Below are 22,391 nucleotides of genomic sequence, written 5' to 3'. Positions count from 1 at the left end.
AGGGCCAAAAGCAGCGCGATCATGTTTCTGGCGCGCTGCCGGAGGCCGAGGTCCCCGGATCGCTGGTCAGGCCGTGACGACGTCGCCTGCGACCCCGCCCCCCGCACCTTCGATGCTGCCGTCGGGGACGCCGGTCAGCCCGGTACCGGTGAGCCGGATCGAGGTCGCCCCGACCGGTGAACGCCCCTACGAGGTCGTGGTCGGTGCGGGTCTGCTCGGCGAACTCGCCGACCTGGTCGCCGGTCGTACCCGTGCCGCGGTCATCCACCCCCGCGCACTGCGGGCGACCGCGGAGGCGGTGGTCGCGGACCTGCGGGACACCGCGAAGGTCGAGGCCCACGCGGTCGAGATCCCCGACGGGGAGCAGGCCAAGCAGCTGCGCGTCGCCGGCTTCTGCTGGGACGTCCTTGGCCAGGTCGGCTTCACCCGCGACGACATCGTGATCGGCCTCGGCGGTGGGGCGGCGACTGACCTCGCCGGCTTCGTGGCGGCCTCGTGGTTGCGCGGTGTCGACGTCGTGCAGATCCCGACCACGGTCCTGGGGATGGTGGACGCGGCGATCGGCGGCAAGACCGGGATCGACATCGACGCCGGCAAGAACCTCGTCGGGGCGTTCCACCATCCTCTTGCCGTGTTCTGCGACCTGGCGACGCTTGCGACCCTGCCCGCGAACGAGCGGGCCTCGGGCCTGGCCGAGGTCGTGAAAGCGGGTTTCATCGCCGATTCGAGCATCCTCGACCTGCTCGAGGACGACCCGACCGGCCTGCGTCACCAGCGTGAACTGATCGAGCGGTCGATCAGGGTGAAGGCGGAGGTGGTGTCGGCCGATCCGCGGGAGGACGGCCGGCGGGAAATTCTCAACTACGGGCACACTCTCGGGCACGCCATCGAGAAGGTCGAGGGATTCACCTGGCGCCACGGTGCCGCGGTGTCGGTTGGCATGGTCTTTGCCGCGTCCCTGAGCCGGCTCGCGGTGGGGCTGGACGAGGCCACCGCCGACCGGCATCGCGAACTGCTCGAACGGACCGGGTTGCCCACCACCTACCGGGCAGACCGCTGGCCGGCACTGCTTGACGCGATGCGGGTGGACAAGAAAAGCCGCGGTCGCCGGTTGCGTTTCGTCGTCCTCGACGGGCTCGGTCGCCCACGCACACTGGACGACCCGGATCCGGCGTTGGTCGTGGCCGCGTTCTCGGAGGTGGCACGGGAACTGTCGGATCTGCCCGGTGGAGGCGGGCAGCGATGAAGGTCATGGTGCTCAGCGGCGCGAATCTCGGCCGGCTGGGGCTACGGGAGCCGGCGGTGTACGGCAGCCGCAGCTACGGCGACCTGGTGGCAGCCTGCCGGGAACTGGCCACCGAGCTCGGGCTGGAGGTGGACTGCCGGCAGACCGACGACGAGGCCACGATGCTGCGCTGGCTGCACGAGGCCGCCGACGTCGACGCCGCGGTCGTACTGAATCCGGGTGCCTGGTCGCATTACTCCTATGCGCTGCGCGACGCGGCCACGCAGGTGCAGGGTCCGCTGGTCGAGGTTCACCTGAGTCAGACCCATGCCCGGGAGGCGTTCCGGCATCACAGCGTGATCAGTGCGGTGGCTGTCGGGACGATCACCGGTCTTGGCTTCGACTCCTACCTGCTTGCGTTGCGGGCGATCGCGGCAAGGGTCCGGCTGGCAGCGCCGTAGACGCTGGGGTGGTGTGCCGGGGCTATAGACTTTCACGAGATCCCCGTCAGTCGAACGGACCAACCTGCTGGTCCGGCTGGAGAGTTGTGCGCAGTGGCAACGACGAATGACCTGAAGAACGGCATGACACTCGACCTCGACGGCACCTTGTGGAACGTCGTCGGGTTTCAGCACGTCAAGCCCGGGAAGGGCGGGGCGTTCGTCCGGACGACATTGAAGAACGTCCTGACCGGCAAGGTTGTCGATCGTACCTTCAACGCCGGAGTGAAGGTCGACGTGGCAACCGTCGACCGGCGTGAGATGAGCTTCCTTTACCGCGACGGCGCCGATTTCGTCTTCATGGACAGCGAGTCGTTCGACCAGATCCCGATCCCACCGGCGGTCGTGGGCGATGCCGCGGACTACATGCTGGAGAACACCACGGCGACGGTTGCGCTGCACGACGGAGCACCTCTCTACGTGGAGCTGCCCGCCAGCGTCGAACTGGTCATCTCGGCGACCGAGCCGGGTGTCCAGGGCGACCGCTCCACCGGTGGCAACAAGCCGGCGACGTTGGAGACCGGCGCCACGATTCAGGTGCCGCTCTTCATCACCACCGGAGAGAAGGTCAAGGTGGACACGAGGGACGGTCGCTACCTAGGCCGGGTGACGAGCTGAGCGCCCGGTCGAAGGCTCGTAAACGCGCCCTCGACATCCTTTACGAGGCGGACCTGCGCGGGAGCAGCTTCACCGAGACGCTCGCGCAGCGGCTCGCCCAGTCGGATCCGCCCGTGCCCGAATACACGGTCACTCTCGTCGAGGGTGTCGCCGAGCGACTCGCCGACATCGACGAGATGCTTTCCGACTATGCCGAGGAATGGACCCTTGAGCGCATGCCGCCGGTGGACCGCAACATTCTGCGGATCGGCGCGCTGGAACTGCTGTGGCGCGAGGACATCCCTGACGGGGTGGCCATTGACGAAGCCGTGGCACTCGCCGGGCTCGTGTCGACCGAGCGGTCGCCGGTCTTCGTCAACGGGCTGTTGGCGCGTCTGCTCGACCTCAAGCTGGGGCGGACGTCGCGCTCGTAGAAGCCAAGCCGCGACGACCCAAGCCGGCGAGGACCCGTCCGGTGGGGACGCCTTTGTCCGGCCGGGGGACGCCACAGTGGTGTCTCCCGGCCGGATGGCGGGTGGGCCGGCTCTTCTTGCGGCCGCTGACGGCGCGCGGAAAAGACGGTTGCGCCGCCTTTGGCCGGCTGAGCCGGCTTACGCCCACCGGCGGCGCGAAAACATGGTTGCGCCGCCTTTGGCCAGCTGGGCCTGCGCGCAGCCACCGGCGGCGCGAAAACATGGTCGCGCCGCCTTTGGCCGGTCAGACTTGGCCTGTGCCCCGGTCAGGCCGATTCGCTGATTCCGGCTTCCTGACCCTGCTCCGGGCTCAGGACGCCCCATGAGACGAGCTGCTCGGTGAGCTTGCTCGGCGAGGTGTCGTAGATGACCGCGAGGGAACGCAGGTCCTCGTACCGGATGGAGAGTACGCGGCCGTTGTAGTCCCCGCGCTGGCTCTGGATGGTCGCCGCATAGCGGGCGAGTGGGCCGCCCTGTTCCTTCGGAACCTGGGAAAGCCGTTCCAGGTCGAGGACGATGCGCGGAGACTGTTCGAGCGGAGCCACGGTGGAACCCTCGGGGAGGAGCTCTCCCACCGGGACACCGTAGAACTCGGCGAGTTCGGACAGGCGCTGCACTGTAACAGCGCGATCTCCGCGTTCGTAGGAGCCCACGACGACAGCCTTCCAGCGCCCGTGCGACTTCTCCTCGACGCCATGAAGCGAGAGCCCCTGCTGGGTGCGTATTGCTCGCAGCCGAGCACCGAGCGCCTTCGCATAGTCGGACATCGGAGTGCCCACTCCCGTCGTGGTCGATCAGTTGGAACCGGAGCTCTTGCCGCCGGTGGTTACCGATAGTAGTCCTGGGTCGGTTGTCGCTCACCACCAGGGGGGTCGTGTCGACACTTTCTTTGTACCACTTTCTGTAGCCCATCGATTGCACTAGGCGTTACAGCCAGGGAATTTTTGCGCCGGGGGCCGTTCGTGTGCATGGGGTTCTCAACTTGTAACGTGCAGTGACAATATGTGGTGCCTGATACCGTCATCCGGACCGCTCCTTTAAGGACCGTCCAGTGAGGCGGGGAAGGAGGGACATGGGCATGACCACGCCCGCCTCAGGTACGCCCGCTTCAGGTACGCCCGCATCGGAAGGGTCCACGCCCGGCCCGGAGGCATCCGGCCGCGGCACGGCCCACACGGTGCTCTCCAGCGAGGACATCGGCCGGGTTCTCACCCGGATGGCCCATCAGATCCTGGAGAAGACGGCTGGCGGAAACGGCGTCGTGCTCCTCGGCATACCCACCCGCGGCGTTCCGCTGGCCCGTCGACTCGCCGCACGAGTCCGGGCGGTCGAAGGCGTCGAGCTCGGTGTGGGTTCGCTCGATCCGACCATGCACCGTGACGACCTTCGGTTTCACGCCGTCCGCCCGCTGGAAGTGACCGACCTTCCGGACGGGGGGATCGACGGCCGCACGGTGGTCCTCGTGGACGACGTCCTGTTCTCCGGCCGGACGGTGCGGGCGGCCCTGGACGCACTGGCGCAGTTCGGCCGGCCCCGAGTGGTACAGCTCGCGGTACTGGTGGACCGTGGTCATCGGGAGCTGCCGATCCGGGCCGACTATGTGGGCAAGAACATGCCGACATCCCGGCAGGAGGCCGTCGCGGTTCGTCTCACCGAGACCGACGGCCGGGACGCCGTGATGATCCTGTCGGAAGGAGCGGGTCGATGACTCCGGGGGGCTCGGTGTGCCGGCATGGCCGGGCCGGTCCGGTTCCGCCTGCTCCGGCCGTGAACGGGCCGGACGCGGATGGCCCGGCCAGGTGGCGGCTGCCGGGCGGGGCGCCGGCATGATGCGCCACCTGCTGTCCACACAGGATCTCGGCCGGGACGATGCTCTGCTGGTGCTGGACACGGCCGAGTACATGGCCACTGTCGCCGACCGGTCGGTCAAGAAGCTGCCGACCCTGCGCGGTCGTACGGTGGTGAACCTTTTCTTCGAGGATTCGACCCGGACCCGGACGTCCTTCGAGCTCGCCGCCAAGCGCCTGTCCGCGGATGTGATCAATTTCTCGGTCCGGGGGTCGAGCGTCTCCAAGGGCGAAAGCCTCAAGGACACCGCGCAGACCCTTGAGGCGATGGGGGCCGACGCCGTGGTCTGTCGGCATCCCGCCAGTGGTGCTCCGCACAGGCTTGCCGCCTGGGTGCGCGGTAGCGTGCTCAACGCCGGGGACGGCATTCACGAACATCCGACCCAGGCGTTGCTGGACGCCTTCACCATCCGCCGCAGGCTCGGCCGTATCGAGGGCCTGTCCGTCACGATCGTCGGTGACGTCCTGCACTCCAGAGTGGCCCGCTCCAACATGTGGCTGCTGTCCACCCTGGGCGCGGCCGTGACGGTGGTGGCCCCGCCGACACTCGTCCCGGTCGGGGTGGATCAGTGGCCGGTCGAGGTCTCCTATGATCTCGATGCGGTCCTGCCCAAGAGCGACGTGGTGATGGTGCTGCGGGTGCAGCGGGAGCGGATGACCGCGGCGTTCTTCCCCACCGAGCGGGAGTACACCCGCCGGTACGGTCTGGATGCCGACCGGCTTGCGGCGATGCCGCCATCCGCGCTGGTCATGCATCCGGGGCCGATGGTGCGCGGAATGGAGATTGCCTCGGATGTCGCGGACTCGACCCGCTCGACAGTGGTCGAGCAGGTCGCCAACGGCGTAAGCGTGCGGATGGCGGTTCTGTATCTGCTTCTTGGCGGCACCAGGGAGGTGTCATGACGCAACGCGGCGACGTGGCCGCCTTCGAGCCCGGGCGGGACGCCGGACGCTGGCATCTGCGTGGCGTACGACCGCTCGGCGCCGATCCCGTGGACATGGTGCTCGACGGCGGGGTCATAGCCGAGGTCGGCCGCGGCCTGTCCGCCCCCGGCGCGAACGTCCTGGACGCCGACGGCCTGGTCGCGCTGCCCGGGCTGGTGGACCTGCACACCCACCTGCGGGAACCGGGCCGGGAGGACGCCGAGACCGTCGCCTCGGGAACCCGGGCGGCGGCGCTGGGCGGTTTCACCACCGTGTTCGCGATGGCCAACACCGAGCCCGTCGCGGACACCGCCGGAGTCGTCGAGCAGGTCTGGCGGCTCGGGCGGGACGCCGGGCACTGTGACGTGCGTCCGGTGGGTGCGGTGACCGAGGGGCTGCGGGGCGTCCGGCTCGCCGAACTCGGTGCGATGGCGTCGTCGGCCGCGGCTGTCCGGGTGTTCTCCGACGACGGCAACTGCGTGTCCGACGCCGTGCTCATGCGCCGGGCGCTGGAGTATGTCAAAGCGTTCGACGGAGTGATCGCCCAGCATGCCCAGGAGCCCCGGCTGACCGAGGACGCGCAGATGAACGAGGGGGTGGTGTCGGCGAGGCTCGGCCTGCTCGGCTGGCCGGCCGCCGCCGAGGAGGCGATCATCGCGCGGGACGTGCTGCTCGCCGGCCACGTGGGATCCCGGCTGCACGTCTGCCACGTCTCCACCGCCGGCTCGGTGGAGCTCCTGCGGTGGGCGAAGTCCAAGGGCTGGCGGGTCACCGCCGAGGTCACCCCGCACCATCTGCTGCTCACCGACGATCTGGCCAGCTCCTTCGACCCGGTCTACAAGGTCAATCCGCCGCTGCGGACCGCGGTGGACGTCGAGGCGCTGCGCGCGGGGCTCGCCGACGGCACGATCGACTGCATCGCGACCGATCATGCCCCGCACGCCCCGCAGGACAAGGAGACCGAGTGGATGGCCGCCCGCCCGGGCATGGTCGGTCTCGAGACCGCGCTGTCGATCGCAATCATGACCATGGTGGAGACGGGGCTGCTGGACTGGGCCGGGCTCGCTGACCGGATGGCGATCGCCCCGGGGCGGATCGGCGGCCTGCCGAGCGGACACCGCGACGCGTATCCACATGACACACATCCACATGACACACATCGGTATGACGTGCACCCGGCCGCGGTCGGGGCGCTGTCGCTGTCGGCGGGAGCTGCGGCGAACCTGGTCCTGGTCGATCCGGTGGCCCGCTGGACGGTCAACGCCGGCGCGCTTGCCAGCCGCAGCCGTAACACTCCCTATGCCGGCCGCAAGCTGCCTGGACGTGTCCAGGCCACGTTCTTGCGGGGGCGTCCAACCGTGCTCGACGGGAAGATCGCATGACCGACCATCTCACCTTCACCGCCTCGCTCGTGGCTCTCCCCGGCGGCCTTCCCCTGGCGGCACCCGACCGCGGCCCGGACCGGCTGGGCCTGCACCTGCTGTTCGCCTTCGGTTGCCTCCTGCTGTTCATAGCGGCGGTGGACGGCATGCGCCGCAGCTGGCGTCACCGCGCGAAACGCCAGGAGGAGGATCTTCCCGACATGCCGGAGGTCCCCGAACAGACCGGCGCTGTCGTGGCCGCGCCGCTGAAGGGTCTGTACCTGGGCACGGTGGACGCGGGGCACTGGCTCGACCGGATCACCGCCCGCGGCCTGGGGGGACGGGCCGACGCGTACGTGTCCGTCTACGATCACGGTATCCGGGTGGACCGGGCCGGCAGCGAGCCCTTCTGGATTCCGCGGGAGGCCGTCCGCGGCGCCCGCCTCGAGCGGGCGCACGGCGGCAAGGTCGCTGGCGTCGGGCGCATCATCGTCATCGCCTGGTCGCTCGGCGCGCACGAGCTGGAGACGGGCCTACGCGGGGACGACCGGGCCCGCCAGCCCAAGGTCGTCCGCGCGGTGCACGCTCTGATCGGCCCGCTGCCGGCGCCCATGGACGGCGAGGTCACCAAACCCCGGCCGGTCGGACGAGCGGTGTCGCGGCTTCGCCCGCGGGTCCTGGGAACCGCGGCGCAAGGGCAGCTACCTACGGCCATGCGGCCCCCGGAGGGGACCGGGCCGGATGGCACCGTGTCACCGGAGCGGTCACCCGGTGCGCTGGACAACAACCCGCCGGTGCTGGGTCCGTCGACGGTGCCGGGTATGCCCCACCCGCAGGGTGCGTCGACCATACCGGTCGTCACCCGCGCGCCGTCGTCCACTGCGGTCCACGGCCCACGGCCCACGCTGCCCGAACCAGGGCTGCCAGAGCCCACCTACCCGCGGACCGGCAGGTCCGCTGCGGCGGGTGGCACAGGTGGGCAGGAGCGCCCGGCCGGTGGCCCCGGGCACACCACGCAAGCCGTTCATGTCGATCCACTGACGTCCCCGCTGGGGGAGGTCGTCCGCAAGATGAAAGACACCTGGGTGAGTGCCGCGGCGGGCCGGAGGAACGGCGGGTCGCCGGAACGGATTGGGGACGTGGTGAGCGCAGGCGAGGGTGAGCATGGCGGTGGGGCGTCGGCGGTCGGTGGCCCTCCCGGCCACCTGAGCGAGCCGGCGCGCTCCACCGCGTCGCGCGCCGGCGGTTCCGCGGGCGTCCGGCTGATGCTGGAGGACGGGCGCAGTTTCACCGGTGAGGCGTTCGGCGTGCGTGGGGAGACGTTCGGCGAGGTCGTCTTCGCGACCGGTATGACCGGATACCAGGAAACTCTCACCGATCCGTCCTACCACCGGCAGATCGTGGTCATGACCGCGCCGCACATCGGCAACACCGGGGTCAACGACGACGACAACGAGTCGGAGAAGATCCACGTTGCCGGCTTCGTGGTGCGTGACCCGAGCCGGATCGCCTCAAGCTGGCGGGCGCAGCGCACCCTCGACGACGAACTGGTAGCCGCCGGGGTGGTGGGCGTCAGCGGCATCGACACCCGGGCCCTCACCCGCCACCTGCGAGAACGCGGGGCTATGCGATGCGGCATCGGCAGCGCCGCGCAGGATCCCGGCGAGCTGCTGGAACGGGTCCGTACGAGCCCGAGCATGGTCGGTGCCGACCTGGCGCCGCAGGTCAGCACCCCGGCGCCCTACGTGGTGCCGGCCGCCACCGACGTTCCGTACTTCCGGGTGGCAGCGCTCGACCTGGGTATGAAGCGGGCGACACCGAACGCGCTGCGCGCGCTCGGCTGCGAGGTGCACGTCCTGCCGGCACGCAGCAGTGGTGACGCGCTGCTCGAGCTGGCGCCGGACGGGGTGTTCCTGTCCAACGGCCCAGGTGATCCGGCGGCGGCGGACTACGCGGTCCAGGCGGTGCGCCGGGTGCTCGACGCCGGTGTTCCGGTCTTCGGGATCTGCTTCGGCAACCAGGTGCTGGCCAGGGCGCTCGGCTTCGAGACGTACAAGCTGACCTACGGCCACCGCGGGGTGAACCAGCCGGTGGCCGACATCGCGACCGGCCGGATCATGGTGACCAGTCACAACCACGGCTTTGCCGTCCGGGCGCCGCGCGACGGTGTCACGCAGACTCCGTACGGGCGGGTCGAGGTCAGCCACGTGGCGTTGAACGACGGTGTGGTCGAGGGCCTGGCGTGCCTGGACGTGCCCGCGTTCAGCGTCCAGTTCCATCCCGAGGCGGCGCCGGGTCCCCATGACGCACACGGTCTGTTCGAACGGTTCCGTGACCTCATGGCCGCCCGCCGGTGAAGGCCGGCAGGCACAGCGTCGTGGGATACCGCGGCGGGCCGGGTATGAGACGCAGCGGACCGGTCTGTGGGCCGGTCATCCGGGCGGCGGTCATCCGGGGGCGGGTCACCCCGGGGCCGGGTGCCTGGGAGGCGGGTAGGCGGGGACGCGGACGGGAGGTTGTGCGCTGATGCCGCGGCGAGAGGATCTGACCAGCGTCCTGGTCATCGGATCAGGACCGATCGTCATCGGTCAGGCCTGCGAGTTCGACTATTCCGGGACGCAGGCGTGCCGGGTGCTGCGCTCCGAGGGCCTGCGGGTGGTGCTGGTCAACAGCAACCCGGCAACGATCATGACCGATCCCGACCTCGCGGACGCCACCTACGTCGAGCCGATCACCCTGGAGATGGTCACCAAGATCATTGATCGGGAGCGTCCGGACGCGCTGCTGGCGACCATGGGCGGGCAGACCGCGCTGAACACCGCCATGGATCTGCACAATGCGGGCGTCCTCGACCGCTACGGTGTCCGCCTGATCGGCGCGAACATCGACGCGATCCGCGCGGGCGAGGACAGGCAGGCGTTCAAGGACATCGTGGCCTCCGTCGGCGGCGAGACCGCCCGCAGCGCCATCTGCACGACACCCCAGGAGTGCCTGGCCGCCGCCGAGGAGTTCTCCTACCCGGTGGTGGTACGCCCGAGCTTCACCCTCGGTGGCGCCGGCAGCGGTTTCGCGCACGACGCGGACGAGCTGCGCCGGATGGCCGCGGACGGCATTGCCGCCAGCCCCTCGTCGGAGGTCCTGGTCGAGGAGTCCGTGCTCGGCTGGAAGGAGTTCGAGCTCGAGCTGATGCGGGACCGGGCCGACAACGTGGTCGTGGTCTGCTCGATCGAGAACATCGACCCGATGGGTGTGCACACCGGTGACTCGGTGACGGTCGCCCCGGCGATGACGTTGACCGACCGCGAATACCAGCAGATGCGGAACATGGCCATCGCGGTCATGCGGGCTGTGGGCGTCGACGCGGGTGGGTGCAACATCCAGTTCGCCGTGGATCCGGCGACCGGGCGGCTCGTCGTGATCGAGATGAACCCCCGGGTATCCCGGTCGTCGGCGCTGGCGTCGAAGGCCACCGGGTTCCCGATCGCGAAGATCTCCGCGAAGCTCGCGCTCGGGTACACCCTGGACGAGATCCCCAACGACATCACCCGCACCACGCCGGCCGCCTTCGAACCGGCGCTGGACTACGTCGTGGTCAAGGTGCCGCGGTTCGCCTTCGAGAAGTTCCCGGGGGCGGACCCGACGCTGACCACGACGATGAAGTCCGTCGGTGAGGCCATGGGGGTGGGGCGCAGCTTCGCCGAGGCGCTGCAGAAGGCACTGCGTTCGCTGGAGCAGCCGTCGGCGGTGTTCGCGTTCACCGGCGATCCGGGGGCTGCCGAGCAGCTGCTGGAGCGGGCCCGCGTCCCGCACGACGGACGGCTGCGCACGGTGCAGCAGGCCCTGCGGGCCGGGGCGGAACGGCTGCGGGTGACCGAGGTGACCGGCATCGATCCCTGGTTCGTGGAACAGATCGACTACCTCAACCGGATCGCCGCGACCGTCACCGGTGACCTGGCCGACATCGCGCCGGCCGACATCGCGCGGGCCAAGCGGGCGGGGTTTTCCGACGCCCAGCTCGCCGACCTGCTCGCCACCACCGAGGACGCGGTCCGCGCGGCGCGCCACCGCGCCGGTATCCGGCCGGTCTACAAGACCATCGACACCTGCGCGGCCGAGTTCGCCTCGTCCACGCCGTATCACTACTCGTCCTACGACAGTGAAACCGAGGTCGCCTCCAGCGACCGGCCGCGGGTGATCGTGCTGGGCAGCGGGCCCAACCGGATCGGGCAGGGCATCGAGTTCGACTACGCCTGTTGTCACGCGGTGATGGCGCTGTCGGACGCCGGCTACGAGACGATTATGATCAACTGCAATCCGGAGACGGTCTCCACCGACTACGACACCGCCGACCGGCTCTACGTCGAACCGCTCACCGTCGAGGACGTCCTGGAGGTCGTCCACGCCGAGCAGGAGGCCGGGCCGCTGATCGGCGTGATCGTCCAACTCGGTGGCCAGACCCCGCTGGGTATCGCCGCGGCGCTGGCCGCGGCCGACGTCCCGATCATCGGGACGGAGCCGAGCGCGATCCACCTGGCCGAGGACCGTGGCCTGTTCGGGCAGGTGCTCGCCCGGGCCGGGCTGCCCTCGCCCCCGCACGGGGTGGCGACCTTCTTCGCCGAGGCCCGGTCCGTGGCGGAACGGATCGGCTATCCGGTGCTGGTACGGCCGTCCTACGTCCTCGGCGGCCGCGGAATGGAGATCGTCTACGACGAGGCGATGCTGCGCGCCTACATCGAGCGCGCGACCGAGATCAGCCCGCAGCACCCCGTCCTGGTCGACCGGTTCCTCGACGACGCCGTCGAGATCGATGTGGACGCGCTCTACGACGGGACCGAGCTGTACCTCGGCGGCGTGATGGAGCACATCGAGGAGGCCGGGGTCCATTCGGGCGACTCGGCGTGCGCCCTGCCGCCGATCACCCTGGGACGGGCCGACCTGGAGCGCATCCGCGAGTCCACCCGTCTCATCGCCGAGGGCGTGGGCGTACGCGGCCTGCTCAACGTCCAGTACGCCCTGCAGTCCGACGTGCTGTACGTGCTGGAGGCCAACCCGCGGGCGTCGCGCACCGTGCCGTTCGTGTCCAAGGCGACCGCGGTGCCGCTGGCGAAGGCCGCCGCCCGGGTGATGGTCGGCACGACCGTGGCGCAGCTGCGCGCGGAGGGACTGCTGCCCTCCCACGGCGACGGCGCGATCCTGCCGCTGGACTCCCACATCGCGGTGAAGGAGGCGGTCCTGCCCTTCGGTCGGTTCCGGGACGCCGGTGGCCGCGGGGTGGACACCGTGCTCGGGCCGGAGATGAAGTCCACCGGCGAGGTCATGGGCATCGATGCCGGTTTCGGCGCCGCCTACGCCAAGTCCCAGGCCGCTGCCTATGCGTCGCTGCCCGTCTACGGCCGGGTGTTCGTATCCGTGGCCAACCGTGACAAGCGCGCGATGATATTCCCGATCAAACGGCTCGCCGACCTCGGGTTCGTCGTCTACGCCACCGAGGGGACCGCGCAGGTGCTGCGTCGCAACGGGGTGAAGGCGGTCGTCCTGGGCAAGCACTCCGTGCCCAGCCCGAACCTGGTCGACTGCGTCGAAATGATTACGTCCGGCCAGATCAACCTGGTGATCAACACTCCGTGGGGGGTCGGCCCGAGACTGGACGGATACGAGATCCGGGCGGCGTGCGTGGCCACCGGCGTGCCCTGTATCACCACGATCCAGGGTGCCGCCGCCTGCGTGCAGGCCATCGAGGCGCTGGTGCGGGGTGACATGGGCGTGCTGCCGTTGCAGAGCTTCCACGCCGGGCTGCACACCGCCTGGCAGGACCTGCACGCCTCCGACTCCGGCGGATCCGGTGGTGATCGCGGTGTTGCCGGGCCCGACGGCGTCCGGCAGGCCGCTGCCGGTGACGCCCACCGGCAGACTCCCGCCGATGACGCCCGCGAGCAGGCGGTGACGGGGTGACCACGTTCCCGCGGACGCGGCTGAGCGCCTGGACGTCGCGTCCACCCCTGGCGGTCGCGCTGGACGTGCCCGACGGGCCGAGCGCCCTGCGCCTGGCCGAAGCGGTGGCACCGCACGTGGCCGTTCTGAAGGTGGGACTGGGGCTGTTCTACCGCGAGGGACCCGGCATCGTGACCGCGTTGCGAGACGTGGTCACAGACGGGTTGCGGGACGCGGTCGTGGATGAACAGGGCGTGGATGAACAGGGCGATGGCAGGTCCGCCGGCGGGGACCGGGTCGGCCTGTTCCTCGACCTCAAACTGCATGACATTCCCAACACGGTGGCTGCGGGGATGCGTTCCGTGGCGCGACTTGAACCCCGCTATGTGACGGTGCACGCCACCGGGGGTGCGGCGATGGTGCGGGCGGCGGTTGATGCCGCGCCTGACGTCGAAATCGCCGCGGTAACGGTTCTGACCTCCCTGGGCAGTGCGGAACTGGCCTCCGCCGGATTCGGCGGGACACCCTCGGACGTCGTACGCAGGCTTGCGGCGGTGGCGGTGGCCGCGGGTGCGCGCGCGGTGGTGTGCAGCCCCCGGGAGGCCGCCGCGGTCCGCGCAGAGGTCGGAAGTGGCGTGACTCTTATCACACCTGGAATCCGCGCGGCGGGGTCGCTGCCCGATGACCAGGCGCGTACGACAACGCCCGCCGAAGCCGTCGAGGCGGGTTCCGATCTTCTCGTGGTGGGGCGTCCGATCATTGCGTCGAGCGATCCCGGGGCTGCCGCGGCCCGGTTCGTGACCGGATGTTGACGCAACCGCGGTGCCGCTGACCTGGTGTGACATCACACAGGCCCCGGTCTGGCCATCTCGAGGGGATCTGCCCGGTACGGTGGTCGGCGAGCGACCGAAAGCAAAGGGTGCGCGTGGCGGCAACCCGATTCAGGTCAACGTACGGACCCCATCCTGTGGACAATAGTCCGCGGATGTACCCGTACCGCCGGCTGGACCGAGACGCCCGTTATTCGCTAGTTTGCGCGGCGCCGCGATCACCCGAAAGAAGGAGGCGTACCCGTGCCCCTGCCGCCCCTCACGCCCGAGCAGAGGGCTGCTGCCCTCGAGAAAGCTGCGTTGGCGCGTAAGCAGCGTGCAGAACTCAAGGAACGGCTCAAGAAGGCGGAAGTGTCACTCGCGTCCGTCCTGGAGAGAGCCGACACCGATGAGATCATTGGAAAGATGAAGGTAGCCGCTGTTCTGGAATCCCTGCCCGGCGTCGGTCGTGTCCGCGCCACAAGGATCATGGAGAGGCTCGCGATCAGCGACAGCCGTCGCCTACGCGGCCTGGGTGCCAAACAGCGGGCCGCGCTGGTTCAGGAGTTCGCGGGTTCCTGAGCAACACCAGTGCCCGGCAGGCAAATGACACATATCTCTGGGCGCAGTGGGGTTGGTACGGCGTCCCGGCAATGGTGACAACCCAAGCACCGCCGGGTCGCCGTACCGACATTTCTCTGCCGATGCGCCGGCCGCATGCACCGACGAGGCCTGCCCGGCCGACCGGCCGGGAGACCAGGCAGGTGACCTGGTAACCCGGGTAACCCACCATGGTGGGTCGTAACGCCGGTCGGCGCACGGGTCCGGCCACAGCTGGCACGATCATGGTTTTTGAGTGCGCAGCCGCAGCGCACTACGGTGTAAGGATGCGGCTTACCGTTCTGTCCGGTCCGTCAGGAGTCGGGAAAGGAACCGTCGTCGCCGAGGTGCGCCGACACCATCCCGAGGTCTGGGTTTCGGTCAGTTGCACGACACGCGCGCCGCGCCTGGGGGAGACCGACGGGGTGGAGTATCACTTCGTCGATGTCGAGGAGTTCACCTTGATGGTCAAGAAGGGTGAGCTTCTCGAGCATGCGATGTTCGCCGGTCACGCCTATGGAACCCCCCGCGCGCCCCTGGAGGCCCGGCTCGCCGAAGGGGTGCCGTGCCTGCTGGAAATCGAGCTCCAGGGAGCCCGCCAGGTGCGTGCGGGCGTCCCCGACGCCCGGTTCGTCTTCCTCGCCCCGCCGTCCTGGGAGGAGCTGGTCCGCAGGCTCACCGGACGAGGCACGGAGTCGCCGGAGGTGATCGGCCGCCGCCTCGACCGGGCACGCATAGAGCTCGCCGCCGAATCCGAGTTCGACGCGGTGGTGGTCAACGACGACGTGACCCGAGCGGCGGCCCGGCTGGTCTCTCTGATGGACACCGACTAGCGACCCGGGGATCTGGGCCTCCGGTGGCACGAAAGAAACATCATCGCGTCACCTTTGGCCCGCTGGCCATCGCGGGTTCCCCGGGCTCGTGGACGGGCGAGCGGCGACCGGCCAGCCGATCCACCGACCGACCGTCGGCCGGCTGACACGCCACCGGCTGCTCTACTGTAGGAGTCCGTACTGTTGTAGGAGTCCGTACTGTGGCAGGGATCGAGGGTTCGGTGTTGCCCCGCTGAGTCCCGACTGATCCCGACCCATCTCGACCACTGTAGATCCTGACCACGCTGTCAGTTCGCCAGCAGGCTGACAGCCCCGTGTTTGCGGAAGGACACCGTGTCCGGCACTGTCGCACAGCCCGAAGGCATCACCAATCCGCCGATCGACGAGCTCCTGGAAGCCACCGACTCCAAGTACGGCCTGGTGATCTACGCGGCCAAGCGGGCCCGGCAGATCAACGCCTACTACTCGCAGCTCGGTGAGGGCCTGCTGGAGTACGTCGGCCCGCTGGTCGAGACCGCCAGCGCCCAGGAGAAGCCGCTTTCCATCGCGCTGCGTGAGATCAACGCCGGTCTGCTGACGCACGAGACCGTCAGCGAACCACTGCCGCCGGCATCCTGAGAACCTCCTCCGGCAACCGCATGTCAGCCACATATGCCACCAGAGGCGACGTGCCATCCGGAGGCGACATGCCACCCGGACATGACCGCTGATGTCAGCTGACCCGATCGATGCCGGCACCGCGGCGTCCGCGGTCGTGCGGCGCCCCCGCGTCGTGCTGGGCGTATCCGGTGGGATCGCCGCCTACAAGGCGGTCGAGGTGCTGCGCCAGCTCACCGAGACCGGCCATGACGTCAGGGTCGTGCCCACCGAGTCGGCGTTGCGGTTCGTGGGTGAGCCGACCTGGGCGGCGCTGTCCGGGCATCCGGTGGCCACCGACGTCTGGACCGACGCGGCCGAGGTGGCACACGTCCGGCTCGGTCGGGAGGCCGACCTGGTGCTCGTCGTCCCGGCAACGGCGGACCTGCTCGCCCGCTCCGCCACCGGACGCTCCGACGACCTGCTGACCGCCACCCTGCTCACCGCCCGATGTCCGGTCGTGTTCGCCCCGGCCATGCACACCGAGATGTGGGAGCACCCGGCCACCGTAGCCAACGTGGCCACGCTTCGGGCCCGCGGTTGCCTGGTCGTCGACCCGGCCGTGGGCCGGCTGACCGGCGCGGACTCGGGCGCCGGCCGGCTGCCGGAACCGGTGGAGATCGCCGCACTGGCCAGGTCCGTGCTGGCCAGGTCTGTGCCGGCCCGGCGTAGCACCGGCCACTCCCACGGTGGGCCGCCCGAGCAGGCGCCAGACCTCGCCGGCCGGCGGATCGTCATCAGCGCCGGCGGTACCCGTGAGCATCTCGACCCCGTCCGCTTCCTGGGCAACTCCTCCAGCGGGCGGCAGGGCTACGGGCTGGCCAGAGCCGCACTCGCCCGGGGCGCGCAGGTCGTCGTGGTGGCGGCCAACGTGGCGTTGCCGGACGTCGCGGGGGCGCGCACCATCCCGGTGGTGTCGGCCGTGCAGCTGCGGGAGGCTGTGCACGCCCGGGCGGCGCAGGCGGATGTTGTGATCATGGCGGCCGCGGTCGCGGACTTCCGTCCTGTCGTCCGGGCGACCTACAAGATTAAAAAGGGCGATGGCGTCCCCGAACCGGTGGCGCTGGCCCGCAATCCGGACGTGCTGGCCGAGCTGGTCGCCGCCCGCCGGCCGGGTCAGGTGCTGGTCGGCTTCGCCGCCGAGACCGGCGGGCCCGGTGTCGACATCGTGGATCTGGGCCGGGAGAAGCTCGCCCGCAAGGGAGCGGACCTGCTGGTCGTCAACCAGGTCGGCGACGGGCTCGGTTTCGAGGTCGACCACAACGCCGCGGTGGTTCTCGGTGCGGACGGCACGCAGACCGTGATCGAACGAACCAGTAAGGACCTCCTCGCGCATCAGGTGCTCGATCTGGTCGCGGCACGACTCGCCGTAACAGATGACCCCGTTGTCGGTGTCCCCGCCGGTACCCGCCGGTAGACTTCGCCCGAATCAGACTGGATCTCCCAGGGGGTCATGACGTGGCGACACGCCTGTTCACTTCCGAGTCCGTTACCGAGGGACATCCGGACAAGATCGCTGACCAGGTCAGCGACTCCATCCTCGACGCGTTGATCAAAGATGATCCGCGCAGCCGGGTCGCGGTCGAAACACTGATCACCACCGGCCAGGTCCACGTCGCCGGTGAGGTCACCACGGACACCTATGTGGACATCGCCGCTGTCGTCCGGGAGCGCGTGCTGGAGATCGGCTACGACTCGTCCAAGAAGGGTTTCGACGGCGCGTCCTGCGGGGTGAGCGTGTCGATCGGGTCACAGTCGCCCGACATCGCCCAGGGGGTCGACACCGCCCATGAGGCCCGGGTGGGTGGCTCCAGCGAGGACGAGCTGGACCGCCAGGGCGCCGGTGACCAGGGCCTGATGTTCGGCTACGCCTGCGACGAGACGCCCGAGCTGATGCCGCTGCCGATCGCGCTGGCTCACCGGCTCGCCCGGCGTCTGGCCGCCGTCCGCAAGGAAGGCCAGATCGGCTACCTGCGTCCCGACGGCAAGACCCAGGTCACCATCGAGTACGCCGACGGCCGGCCGGTGCGCCTGGACACCGTTGTCGTCTCCACCCAGCATGCGGCCGACATCGACCTCGACACCCTGCTCGCGCCCGACATCGCCGAGTTCGTCGTCGTCCCGGAGCTGGCCACCCTCGACATCATCACCGAAGGGCACCGGCTGCTGGTGAACCCGACCGGCCGGTTCGAGGTGGGTGGCCCCATGGGGGACGCCGGCCTCACCGGGCGGAAAATCATCGTCGACACCTATGGCGGCATGGCACGCCACGGCGGCGGTGCCTTCTCCGGCAAGGACCCGTCCAAGGTCGACCGCTCGGCGGCATACGCGATGCGCTGGGTCGCCAAGAACGTGGTCGCTTCCGGGCTCGCCCGCAGGTGCGAGGTGCAGGTCGCCTACGCCATCGGCAAGGCGCACCCGGTCGGCCTGTTCGTCGAGACCTTCGGCACCGGCGTGGTGCCCGACGAGCAGATCCAGGACGCCGTGACCGCCGTTTTCGACCTCCGGCCGGCTGCGATCATCCGGGATCTGGACCTGCTGCGGCCGATCTACACCCAGACCGCCGCCTACGGCCACTTCGGACGTCCGGAGCTCGACTTCACCTGGGAGTCGAGCTCTCGCGCCCAGGCCCTGGCCGCCGCCGTGCGCGGGTAACCCCCGAATTTCCCGCCTCCCCAAATTTTCGCGAAGCGAAAATTTGGGGACCTCTGCGTCTGGGGCTGGCGATCGCCCGTGCGATCGCCAGCGGAGTATGTGACGACGGGTGTCCGGTTCGCACAAATTTGCGGGTTCCTGCCTCTGGGGCTGCTGTCTCCATGGGGGCGCGGACGATCTGTCGTAGGGGGCTGGTACCAACAGGTATGCCCGAACAGCTTGGGGTCTTCAGCGGGCTGGACACCTCGGCCGGCCCAAAGACCGGCACGATCCCCCCGGCGGCCGGTGCAGCCTCCTCGGTGGCGGGCGGCGGCGTGCCGACGCCCGTTCGGGGTACCCGCCCGGCCCGGACAGCGCATCCCCGGGCAGCCGCCGGCAGGAGGGCTGCGGCCGCCCCGGGGGCGCCGGTCGCGGCGAGCGAGCTGCCGGTCGCCCGGGTCGCGGTGGACGTCGGGCATGCCCATCTGGACAGGCCGTTCGACTACCTGGTGCCGCAGCAGTGGGCCGAGGATGCCGTCCCCGGCGCACGCGTCCGGGTCCGCTTCGCCGGCCGGCTCCTGGACGGTTTCATCCTCGAACGCTGTGAGCGCTCCGACCATGAGGGCAGGCTCGCCTTCCTGAACCGTGTCGTGTCCGGGGAACCGGTCCTCGCCCCCGAGATCGCCCAGCTGGCCCGGGCGGTGGCCGACCGCTACGCGGGCACGGTCGCCGACGTGCTCCGGCTCGCCGTCCCACCCCGGCATGCCCGGGTGGAGAAGGAGCTGATGGCGGGATCCGCCGGTGCCAACGGCTGCGGCACGGACGGGTCCGGCACAGGGATCCGCGGGCCTGCGGAAGGCGCCCTGGCATACGGCGCCTGGTCGCACTACCCCCACGGCGAGCCGACGCTGTCTGCCCTGCGGGCCGGCGGCAGTCCCCGGATCGTGTGGTGGGCGCTTCCCGGACCGTCCTGGCCGGCGATGGTTGCCGCGGCCGTGGCCGCCACGGTGGCGTCCGCGCGCGGGGCCCTGGTCGTCGTGCCCGACCACCGCGACGTCGACCGGGTCGCCGCCGCGCTGGAGGACGCCCTTGGCCCGGGCGGTTTCGTCGCGCTGCGCGCCGATGCCGGCCCGGCCGAACGGTACCGGCGCTTTCTCGCTGTCCGCCGTGGACGTGCCCGGGTTGTCGTGGGTACCCGGGCGGCGGTGTTCGCACCGGTCGCGGACCTCGGCCTGATCCTTGTGTGGGACGACGGGGACGACCTGCACGCCGAGCCGCGCTCTCCCTACCCCCACGTCCGGGATGTCGCCGTGCTGCGCGCCCGTCAACAGCGTTCGGCGCTGATCGTCGGAGGGTGGTCGCCGTCGACCGAGGCCGAGGCGATGGTCCGCGTCGGCTGGGCCGCGGCCCTGATCGCGCCGCGTCCGGCGGTCCGGGCTGCCGCGCCCCGGGTCGAGGCGACGGGTTCGGACTTCGAGGAGGCCAGGGACCCGGCGGCGCGGGCGGCGCGGCTGCCGTCGCTGGCGTGGCGCGCCGCCGGTGAGGCGCTGGCCGCGGGCACACCGGTCCTGGTGCAGGTGCCGCGGCGCGGGTATCAACCCGCGCTTGCCTGCGCGGGCTGCCGGCGTCCGGCCCGGTGCCGGCACTGCCGGGGGCCGCTGGGACGCCATGGCGGCTTGGGGCCGCCGACCTGCGGCTGGTGCGCGCGTCCGGCGGTCGGCGGGTACGCCGATGATCGTCGGCTGTCGGCTGTGACTGCTGGTGAACGGCCTGTGGCCGGTCCGGCTGCTGCGGCTGCTGCTGGTGGTGGATGGCCTCCGGCCGGTCCGGCCGGTCCGGCCGGGGCTAAGTGGCAATGCCCGTACTGCCGGGACGTCCGGTTCCGGGCGAGCGTCGTCGGTGACCGGCGGACCGCCGAGGAACTCGGGCGTGCGTTCCCCGGGGCCGCCGTGCGTACCTCGGGCCGCGACGGTGTGCTGGCGACCGTCGCGGCGGCGCCCGCGCTGGTGGTTGCCACCCCCGGAGCTGAGCCGGTGGCCGACGGTGGCTACGGCGCGGTCCTGCTGCTCGACACCTGGGCGCTGCTGGGCCGTCCGGACCTGCGTGCGGCCGAGGAGACGCTGCGCCGATGGTGCGCGGCGGCGGCGCTTGCGCGGCCCGCGGCGGACGGCGGCCGGGTCGTCGTCATCGCCGACGCCGGACTCGCGGTGGTCCAGGCGCTGACCCGCTGGGATCCCGCCTGGTTCGTCCGGCGGGAGGCGGACGAGCGTGCCGCCCTCGGCTTCCCGCCGGCCACCCGCGTCCTCGCTGTCGAAGGCGTCGCCGGTGCGGTTGCCGAGCTGGTCGCGGCGGCGCAGTTCCCCGCCGGTGTCGACGTTCTCGGCCCGGTCCCGCTGGACGAGGCGGATCGGCCGGGTGGTGCCAGGGCAGCGGGTCGGCCGGGTGGCACTGGGGCAGCGGGTCGGCTGGAACCTGCCGCGGCGGATCGGCCGGAGGAACCTGCCGCACAGCAGTGGGAGCGCGTCCTGGTACGGGTCCCGAGAGCGCAGGGGCAGCACCTTGCCACCGCAGTCAAGGCAGCCCGCGGTGTGCTTGACGCCCGCAGGTCCGCGCCGGTCCGGGTCGTGCTCGATCCGATCACCCTGGTGTGACGCCCACGGTGTTCACCACACAGCCGTGGCCATGCGGCCCGTAGCATGGGCTTCCACCGCTCGTGCGACGGTGTCCGATCATCGGCGATGCCGCTGCCGCGCCCCGACCGGGGATGCGGCAGGTGCCGGCCTGCCTGTGCCGGCCTGCCTGTGCCGGACGTGCGGCGGCAACAGACAGGTAGTGGAATACGTACGATGTACGCGCGGAATATGCGGCGGGGCAGGCCCGGGAAGAGGTGCGACAGTGACGGTTCGGGAGATCCGACTGTTGGGAGACCCGGTGCTGCGGACGGTGGCCGAGCCGGTCACCACCTTCGACAAGGAGCTCCGCCGGTTGGTCGTCGACCTCACCGAGACCATGCACGAGGCGAACGGGGTGGGGTTGGCCGCGCCGCAGCTCGGGGTGTCGCTGCGGGTGTTCACCTTCGACGTGGAGGACCAGATCGGGCATCTGATCAATCCCGTCCTCGGGCCCTTCAGCGAAGAGCTGATGGACGGCGACGAGGGCTGCCTTTCCCTGCCCGGTCTCTCGTTCGAACTGAAACGGCCGGAGCGGGTGCTTGCGGTTGGTCAGAACGTCCACGGCGACCCCATCACGATCGAGGGCAACGGCCTGATGTCACGCTGTGTCCAGCATGAGACCGACCATCTGGACGGGGTGCTGTTCATCGACAGGCTGGATCAGGTCACGAAAAAGGCGGCCATGAAGGCCATCCGCGAGGCGGAGTGGGCCGGGCAGGCGCTACCCGCGGTGAAGGTGTCCCCGCACCCGCTGTTCGGCCGGGCCCGCTGACCGGGCTCGCCCGCGCGTCGCGGCTGGTCGGTGAGCCGGTAGTTCGGACGCCGGGCCAGCTCGGTCAGGACAGCCAGTGATTGTTCCGCGGAACACAACCCGCTGGACCGCGCGTGCGCGGGACGGGGCTAGCGTTGGACCGTGAGTCCTCGCCTGTTCCCATCCACACGATCGACCTGGCGGGGTGGCCGCTGATGCGGCTGGTGTTCGCCGGTACCCCGGCGGCGGCCCTGCCGAGCCTGCGGGCGCTGTTCGATTCTCCCCGCCACAGCGTCGTCGCGGTCGTGACCCGTCCCGATCGGCCGGTAGGCCGTGGTCGCAAGGTCGCGCACCCGCCTGTCAGGGCTCTTGCCGAGGAGCGGGGCGTGGAGGTCCTGACGCCGGACCGGGCCCGTGACCCCGACTTCCTCGCCCGGCTCACCGAGATCGCGCCCGACTGCTGCCCGGTGGTGGCCTACGGCGCCCTGCTGCCGCGGGCCGCGCTCGACATCCCCAGGCACGGGTGGGTCAACCTGCATTTTTCCGTCCTTCCCGCCTGGCGCGGTGCCGCGCCCGTGCAGCGCGCCCTGCTGGCAGG

General features: G+C 70.4%; 19 protein-coding genes. 18 read left to right on the top strand and 1 reads right to left on the bottom strand.

The window, feature by feature from the left end:
• Positions 1-112: 112 nt before the first annotated feature.
• The 4 genes from aroB to nusB all read left to right on the top strand — a co-directional run bounded on the left by aroB (position 113) and on the right by nusB (position 2,756).
• The gene (gene aroB / locus CV1CTNOD_RS17600) at positions 113-1,246 is read left to right on the top strand and encodes a 3-dehydroquinate synthase (protein ID WP_131787125.1); all 1,134 of its coding nucleotides are present in this window, start codon (positions 113-115) and stop codon (positions 1,244-1,246) included.
• Positions 1,243-1,686: a type II 3-dehydroquinate dehydratase gene (locus tag CV1CTNOD_RS17595; RefSeq protein WP_131768045.1), complete on the top strand. Its 444-nt coding sequence runs from the start codon at positions 1,243-1,245 to the stop codon at positions 1,684-1,686. Before aroB ends, CV1CTNOD_RS17595 begins: the two co-directional genes overlap by 4 nt.
• Before the next feature lie 93 nt (positions 1,687-1,779).
• On the top strand, positions 1,780-2,343 hold the full coding sequence (efp, locus tag CV1CTNOD_RS17590) for an elongation factor P (protein WP_131768044.1): 564 nt from the start codon (positions 1,780-1,782) through the stop codon (positions 2,341-2,343).
• Positions 2,340-2,756, top strand: a complete 417-nt coding sequence (gene nusB / locus CV1CTNOD_RS17585) for a transcription antitermination factor NusB (protein WP_131770817.1) — start codon at positions 2,340-2,342, stop codon at positions 2,754-2,756. The genes efp and nusB overlap by 4 nt, the downstream gene beginning before the upstream one ends.
• A gap of 305 nt (positions 2,757-3,061) precedes the next feature.
• Here the strand turns inward: nusB and bldD are convergent, their stop codons facing one another.
• The gene (gene bldD, locus CV1CTNOD_RS17580) at positions 3,062-3,562 is read right to left on the bottom strand and encodes a transcriptional regulator BldD (RefSeq protein ID WP_131768042.1); all 501 of its coding nucleotides are present in this window, start codon (positions 3,560-3,562) and stop codon (positions 3,062-3,064) included.
• 305 nt (positions 3,563-3,867) lie between these two features.
• Here bldD and pyrR point away from each other — a divergent pair, with 305 nt between their 5' ends.
• The 14 genes from pyrR to CV1CTNOD_RS26885 all read left to right on the top strand — a co-directional run.
• On the top strand, positions 3,868-4,503 hold the full coding sequence (gene pyrR / locus CV1CTNOD_RS17575; RefSeq protein WP_431607133.1) for a bifunctional pyr operon transcriptional regulator/uracil phosphoribosyltransferase PyrR: 636 nt from the start codon (positions 3,868-3,870) through the stop codon (positions 4,501-4,503).
• Positions 4,504-4,621: 118 nt separating this feature from the next.
• Positions 4,622-5,545, top strand: coding sequence for an aspartate carbamoyltransferase catalytic subunit (locus CV1CTNOD_RS17570; protein WP_131770819.1), 924 nt, complete (start codon positions 4,622-4,624; stop codon positions 5,543-5,545).
• On the top strand, positions 5,542-6,948 hold the full coding sequence (locus tag CV1CTNOD_RS17565; protein ID WP_131787124.1) for a dihydroorotase: 1,407 nt from the start codon (positions 5,542-5,544) through the stop codon (positions 6,946-6,948). The genes CV1CTNOD_RS17570 and CV1CTNOD_RS17565 overlap by 4 nt, the downstream gene beginning before the upstream one ends.
• A 1,244-nt stretch (positions 6,949-8,192) precedes the next feature.
• A complete protein-coding gene (gene carA / locus CV1CTNOD_RS17560) occupies positions 8,193-9,284 on the top strand; it encodes a glutamine-hydrolyzing carbamoyl-phosphate synthase small subunit (RefSeq protein ID WP_131787138.1) in 1,092 nt (363 codons plus the stop codon).
• A 169-nt stretch (positions 9,285-9,453) separates the two neighbouring features.
• Positions 9,454-12,879, top strand: a complete 3,426-nt coding sequence (carB, locus tag CV1CTNOD_RS17555) for a carbamoyl-phosphate synthase large subunit (RefSeq protein WP_131787123.1) — start codon at positions 9,454-9,456, stop codon at positions 12,877-12,879.
• Positions 12,876-13,670 carry an orotidine-5'-phosphate decarboxylase gene (pyrF, locus tag CV1CTNOD_RS17550; protein WP_131787122.1) on the top strand — a complete coding sequence of 265 codons (795 nt, stop codon included), beginning with the start codon at positions 12,876-12,878 and terminating at the stop codon, positions 13,668-13,670. Before carB ends, pyrF begins: the two co-directional genes overlap by 4 nt.
• 261 nt (positions 13,671-13,931) lie before the next feature.
• Positions 13,932-14,249, top strand: a complete 318-nt coding sequence (mihF, locus tag CV1CTNOD_RS17545) for an integration host factor, actinobacterial type (protein ID WP_131768039.1) — start codon at positions 13,932-13,934, stop codon at positions 14,247-14,249.
• 305 nt (positions 14,250-14,554) lie between these two features.
• Entirely contained in the window at positions 14,555-15,100 is a 546-nt protein-coding gene (gene gmk / locus CV1CTNOD_RS17540; RefSeq protein WP_131787121.1) for a guanylate kinase, read from the top strand.
• A gap of 333 nt (positions 15,101-15,433) precedes the next feature.
• A complete protein-coding gene (gene rpoZ / locus CV1CTNOD_RS17535; protein WP_131768037.1) occupies positions 15,434-15,718 on the top strand; it encodes a DNA-directed RNA polymerase subunit omega in 285 nt (94 codons plus the stop codon).
• Between the two features lie 91 nt (positions 15,719-15,809).
• Positions 15,810-17,153, top strand: a complete 1,344-nt coding sequence (gene coaBC / locus CV1CTNOD_RS17530) for a bifunctional phosphopantothenoylcysteine decarboxylase/phosphopantothenate--cysteine ligase CoaBC (RefSeq protein ID WP_131787120.1) — start codon at positions 15,810-15,812, stop codon at positions 17,151-17,153.
• 41 nt (positions 17,154-17,194) lie between these two features.
• The gene (metK, locus tag CV1CTNOD_RS17525; RefSeq protein WP_131787119.1) at positions 17,195-18,391 is read left to right on the top strand and encodes a methionine adenosyltransferase; all 1,197 of its coding nucleotides are present in this window, start codon (positions 17,195-17,197) and stop codon (positions 18,389-18,391) included.
• Positions 18,392-18,597: 206 nt separating this feature from the next.
• Entirely contained in the window at positions 18,598-21,021 is a 2,424-nt protein-coding gene (locus CV1CTNOD_RS17520) for a primosomal protein N' (protein ID WP_131787118.1), read from the top strand.
• A 244-nt stretch (positions 21,022-21,265) separates the two neighbouring features.
• Complete coding sequence (gene def, locus CV1CTNOD_RS17515) at positions 21,266-21,814, top strand: peptide deformylase (protein ID WP_131787117.1); 549 nt, start codon at positions 21,266-21,268, stop codon at positions 21,812-21,814.
• 194 nt (positions 21,815-22,008) lie between these two features.
• Positions 22,009-22,391: methionyl-tRNA formyltransferase (locus CV1CTNOD_RS26885; RefSeq protein ID WP_278043931.1), on the top strand; the 383-nt coding region annotated here is incomplete at its 3' end.

The sequence above is a fragment of the Protofrankia symbiont of Coriaria ruscifolia genome, from assembly GCF_900634745.1.
Classification (GTDB): Bacteria; Actinomycetota; Actinomycetes; order Frankiales; family Frankiaceae; genus Protofrankia; species Protofrankia californiensis.
The sequence above is the reverse complement of the archived record's forward strand: the minus strand, read 5'-3'. Positions and strand labels throughout refer to the sequence as shown.

Excerpts from the sequence above, each read along its gene's own strand:
- carB (WP_131787123.1), top strand. The coding sequence starts at position 9,454 with ATGCCGCGGCGAGAGGATCTGACCAGCGTCCTGGTCATCGGATCAGGA.
- aroB (WP_131787125.1), top strand. The coding sequence starts at position 113 with ATGCTGCCGTCGGGGACGCCGGTCAGCCCGGTACCGGTGAGCCGGATC.
- carA (WP_131787138.1), top strand. The coding sequence starts at position 8,193 with ATGCTGGAGGACGGGCGCAGTTTCACCGGTGAGGCGTTCGGCGTGCGT.
- coaBC (WP_131787120.1), top strand. The coding sequence starts at position 15,810 with ATGTCAGCTGACCCGATCGATGCCGGCACCGCGGCGTCCGCGGTCGTG.
- pyrR (WP_431607133.1), top strand. The coding sequence starts at position 3,868 with ATGGGCATGACCACGCCCGCCTCAGGTACGCCCGCTTCAGGTACGCCC.
- CV1CTNOD_RS17570 (WP_131770819.1), top strand. The coding sequence starts at position 4,622 with ATGATGCGCCACCTGCTGTCCACACAGGATCTCGGCCGGGACGATGCT.
- gmk (WP_131787121.1), top strand. The coding sequence starts at position 14,555 with ATGCGGCTTACCGTTCTGTCCGGTCCGTCAGGAGTCGGGAAAGGAACC.
- CV1CTNOD_RS17520 (WP_131787118.1), top strand. The coding sequence starts at position 18,598 with ATGCCCGAACAGCTTGGGGTCTTCAGCGGGCTGGACACCTCGGCCGGC.
- CV1CTNOD_RS17565 (WP_131787124.1), top strand. The coding sequence starts at position 5,542 with ATGACGCAACGCGGCGACGTGGCCGCCTTCGAGCCCGGGCGGGACGCC.
- bldD (WP_131768042.1), bottom strand. The coding sequence starts at position 3,562 with ATGTCCGACTATGCGAAGGCGCTCGGTGCTCGGCTGCGAGCAATACGC.
- CV1CTNOD_RS17595 (WP_131768045.1), top strand. The coding sequence starts at position 1,243 with ATGAAGGTCATGGTGCTCAGCGGCGCGAATCTCGGCCGGCTGGGGCTA.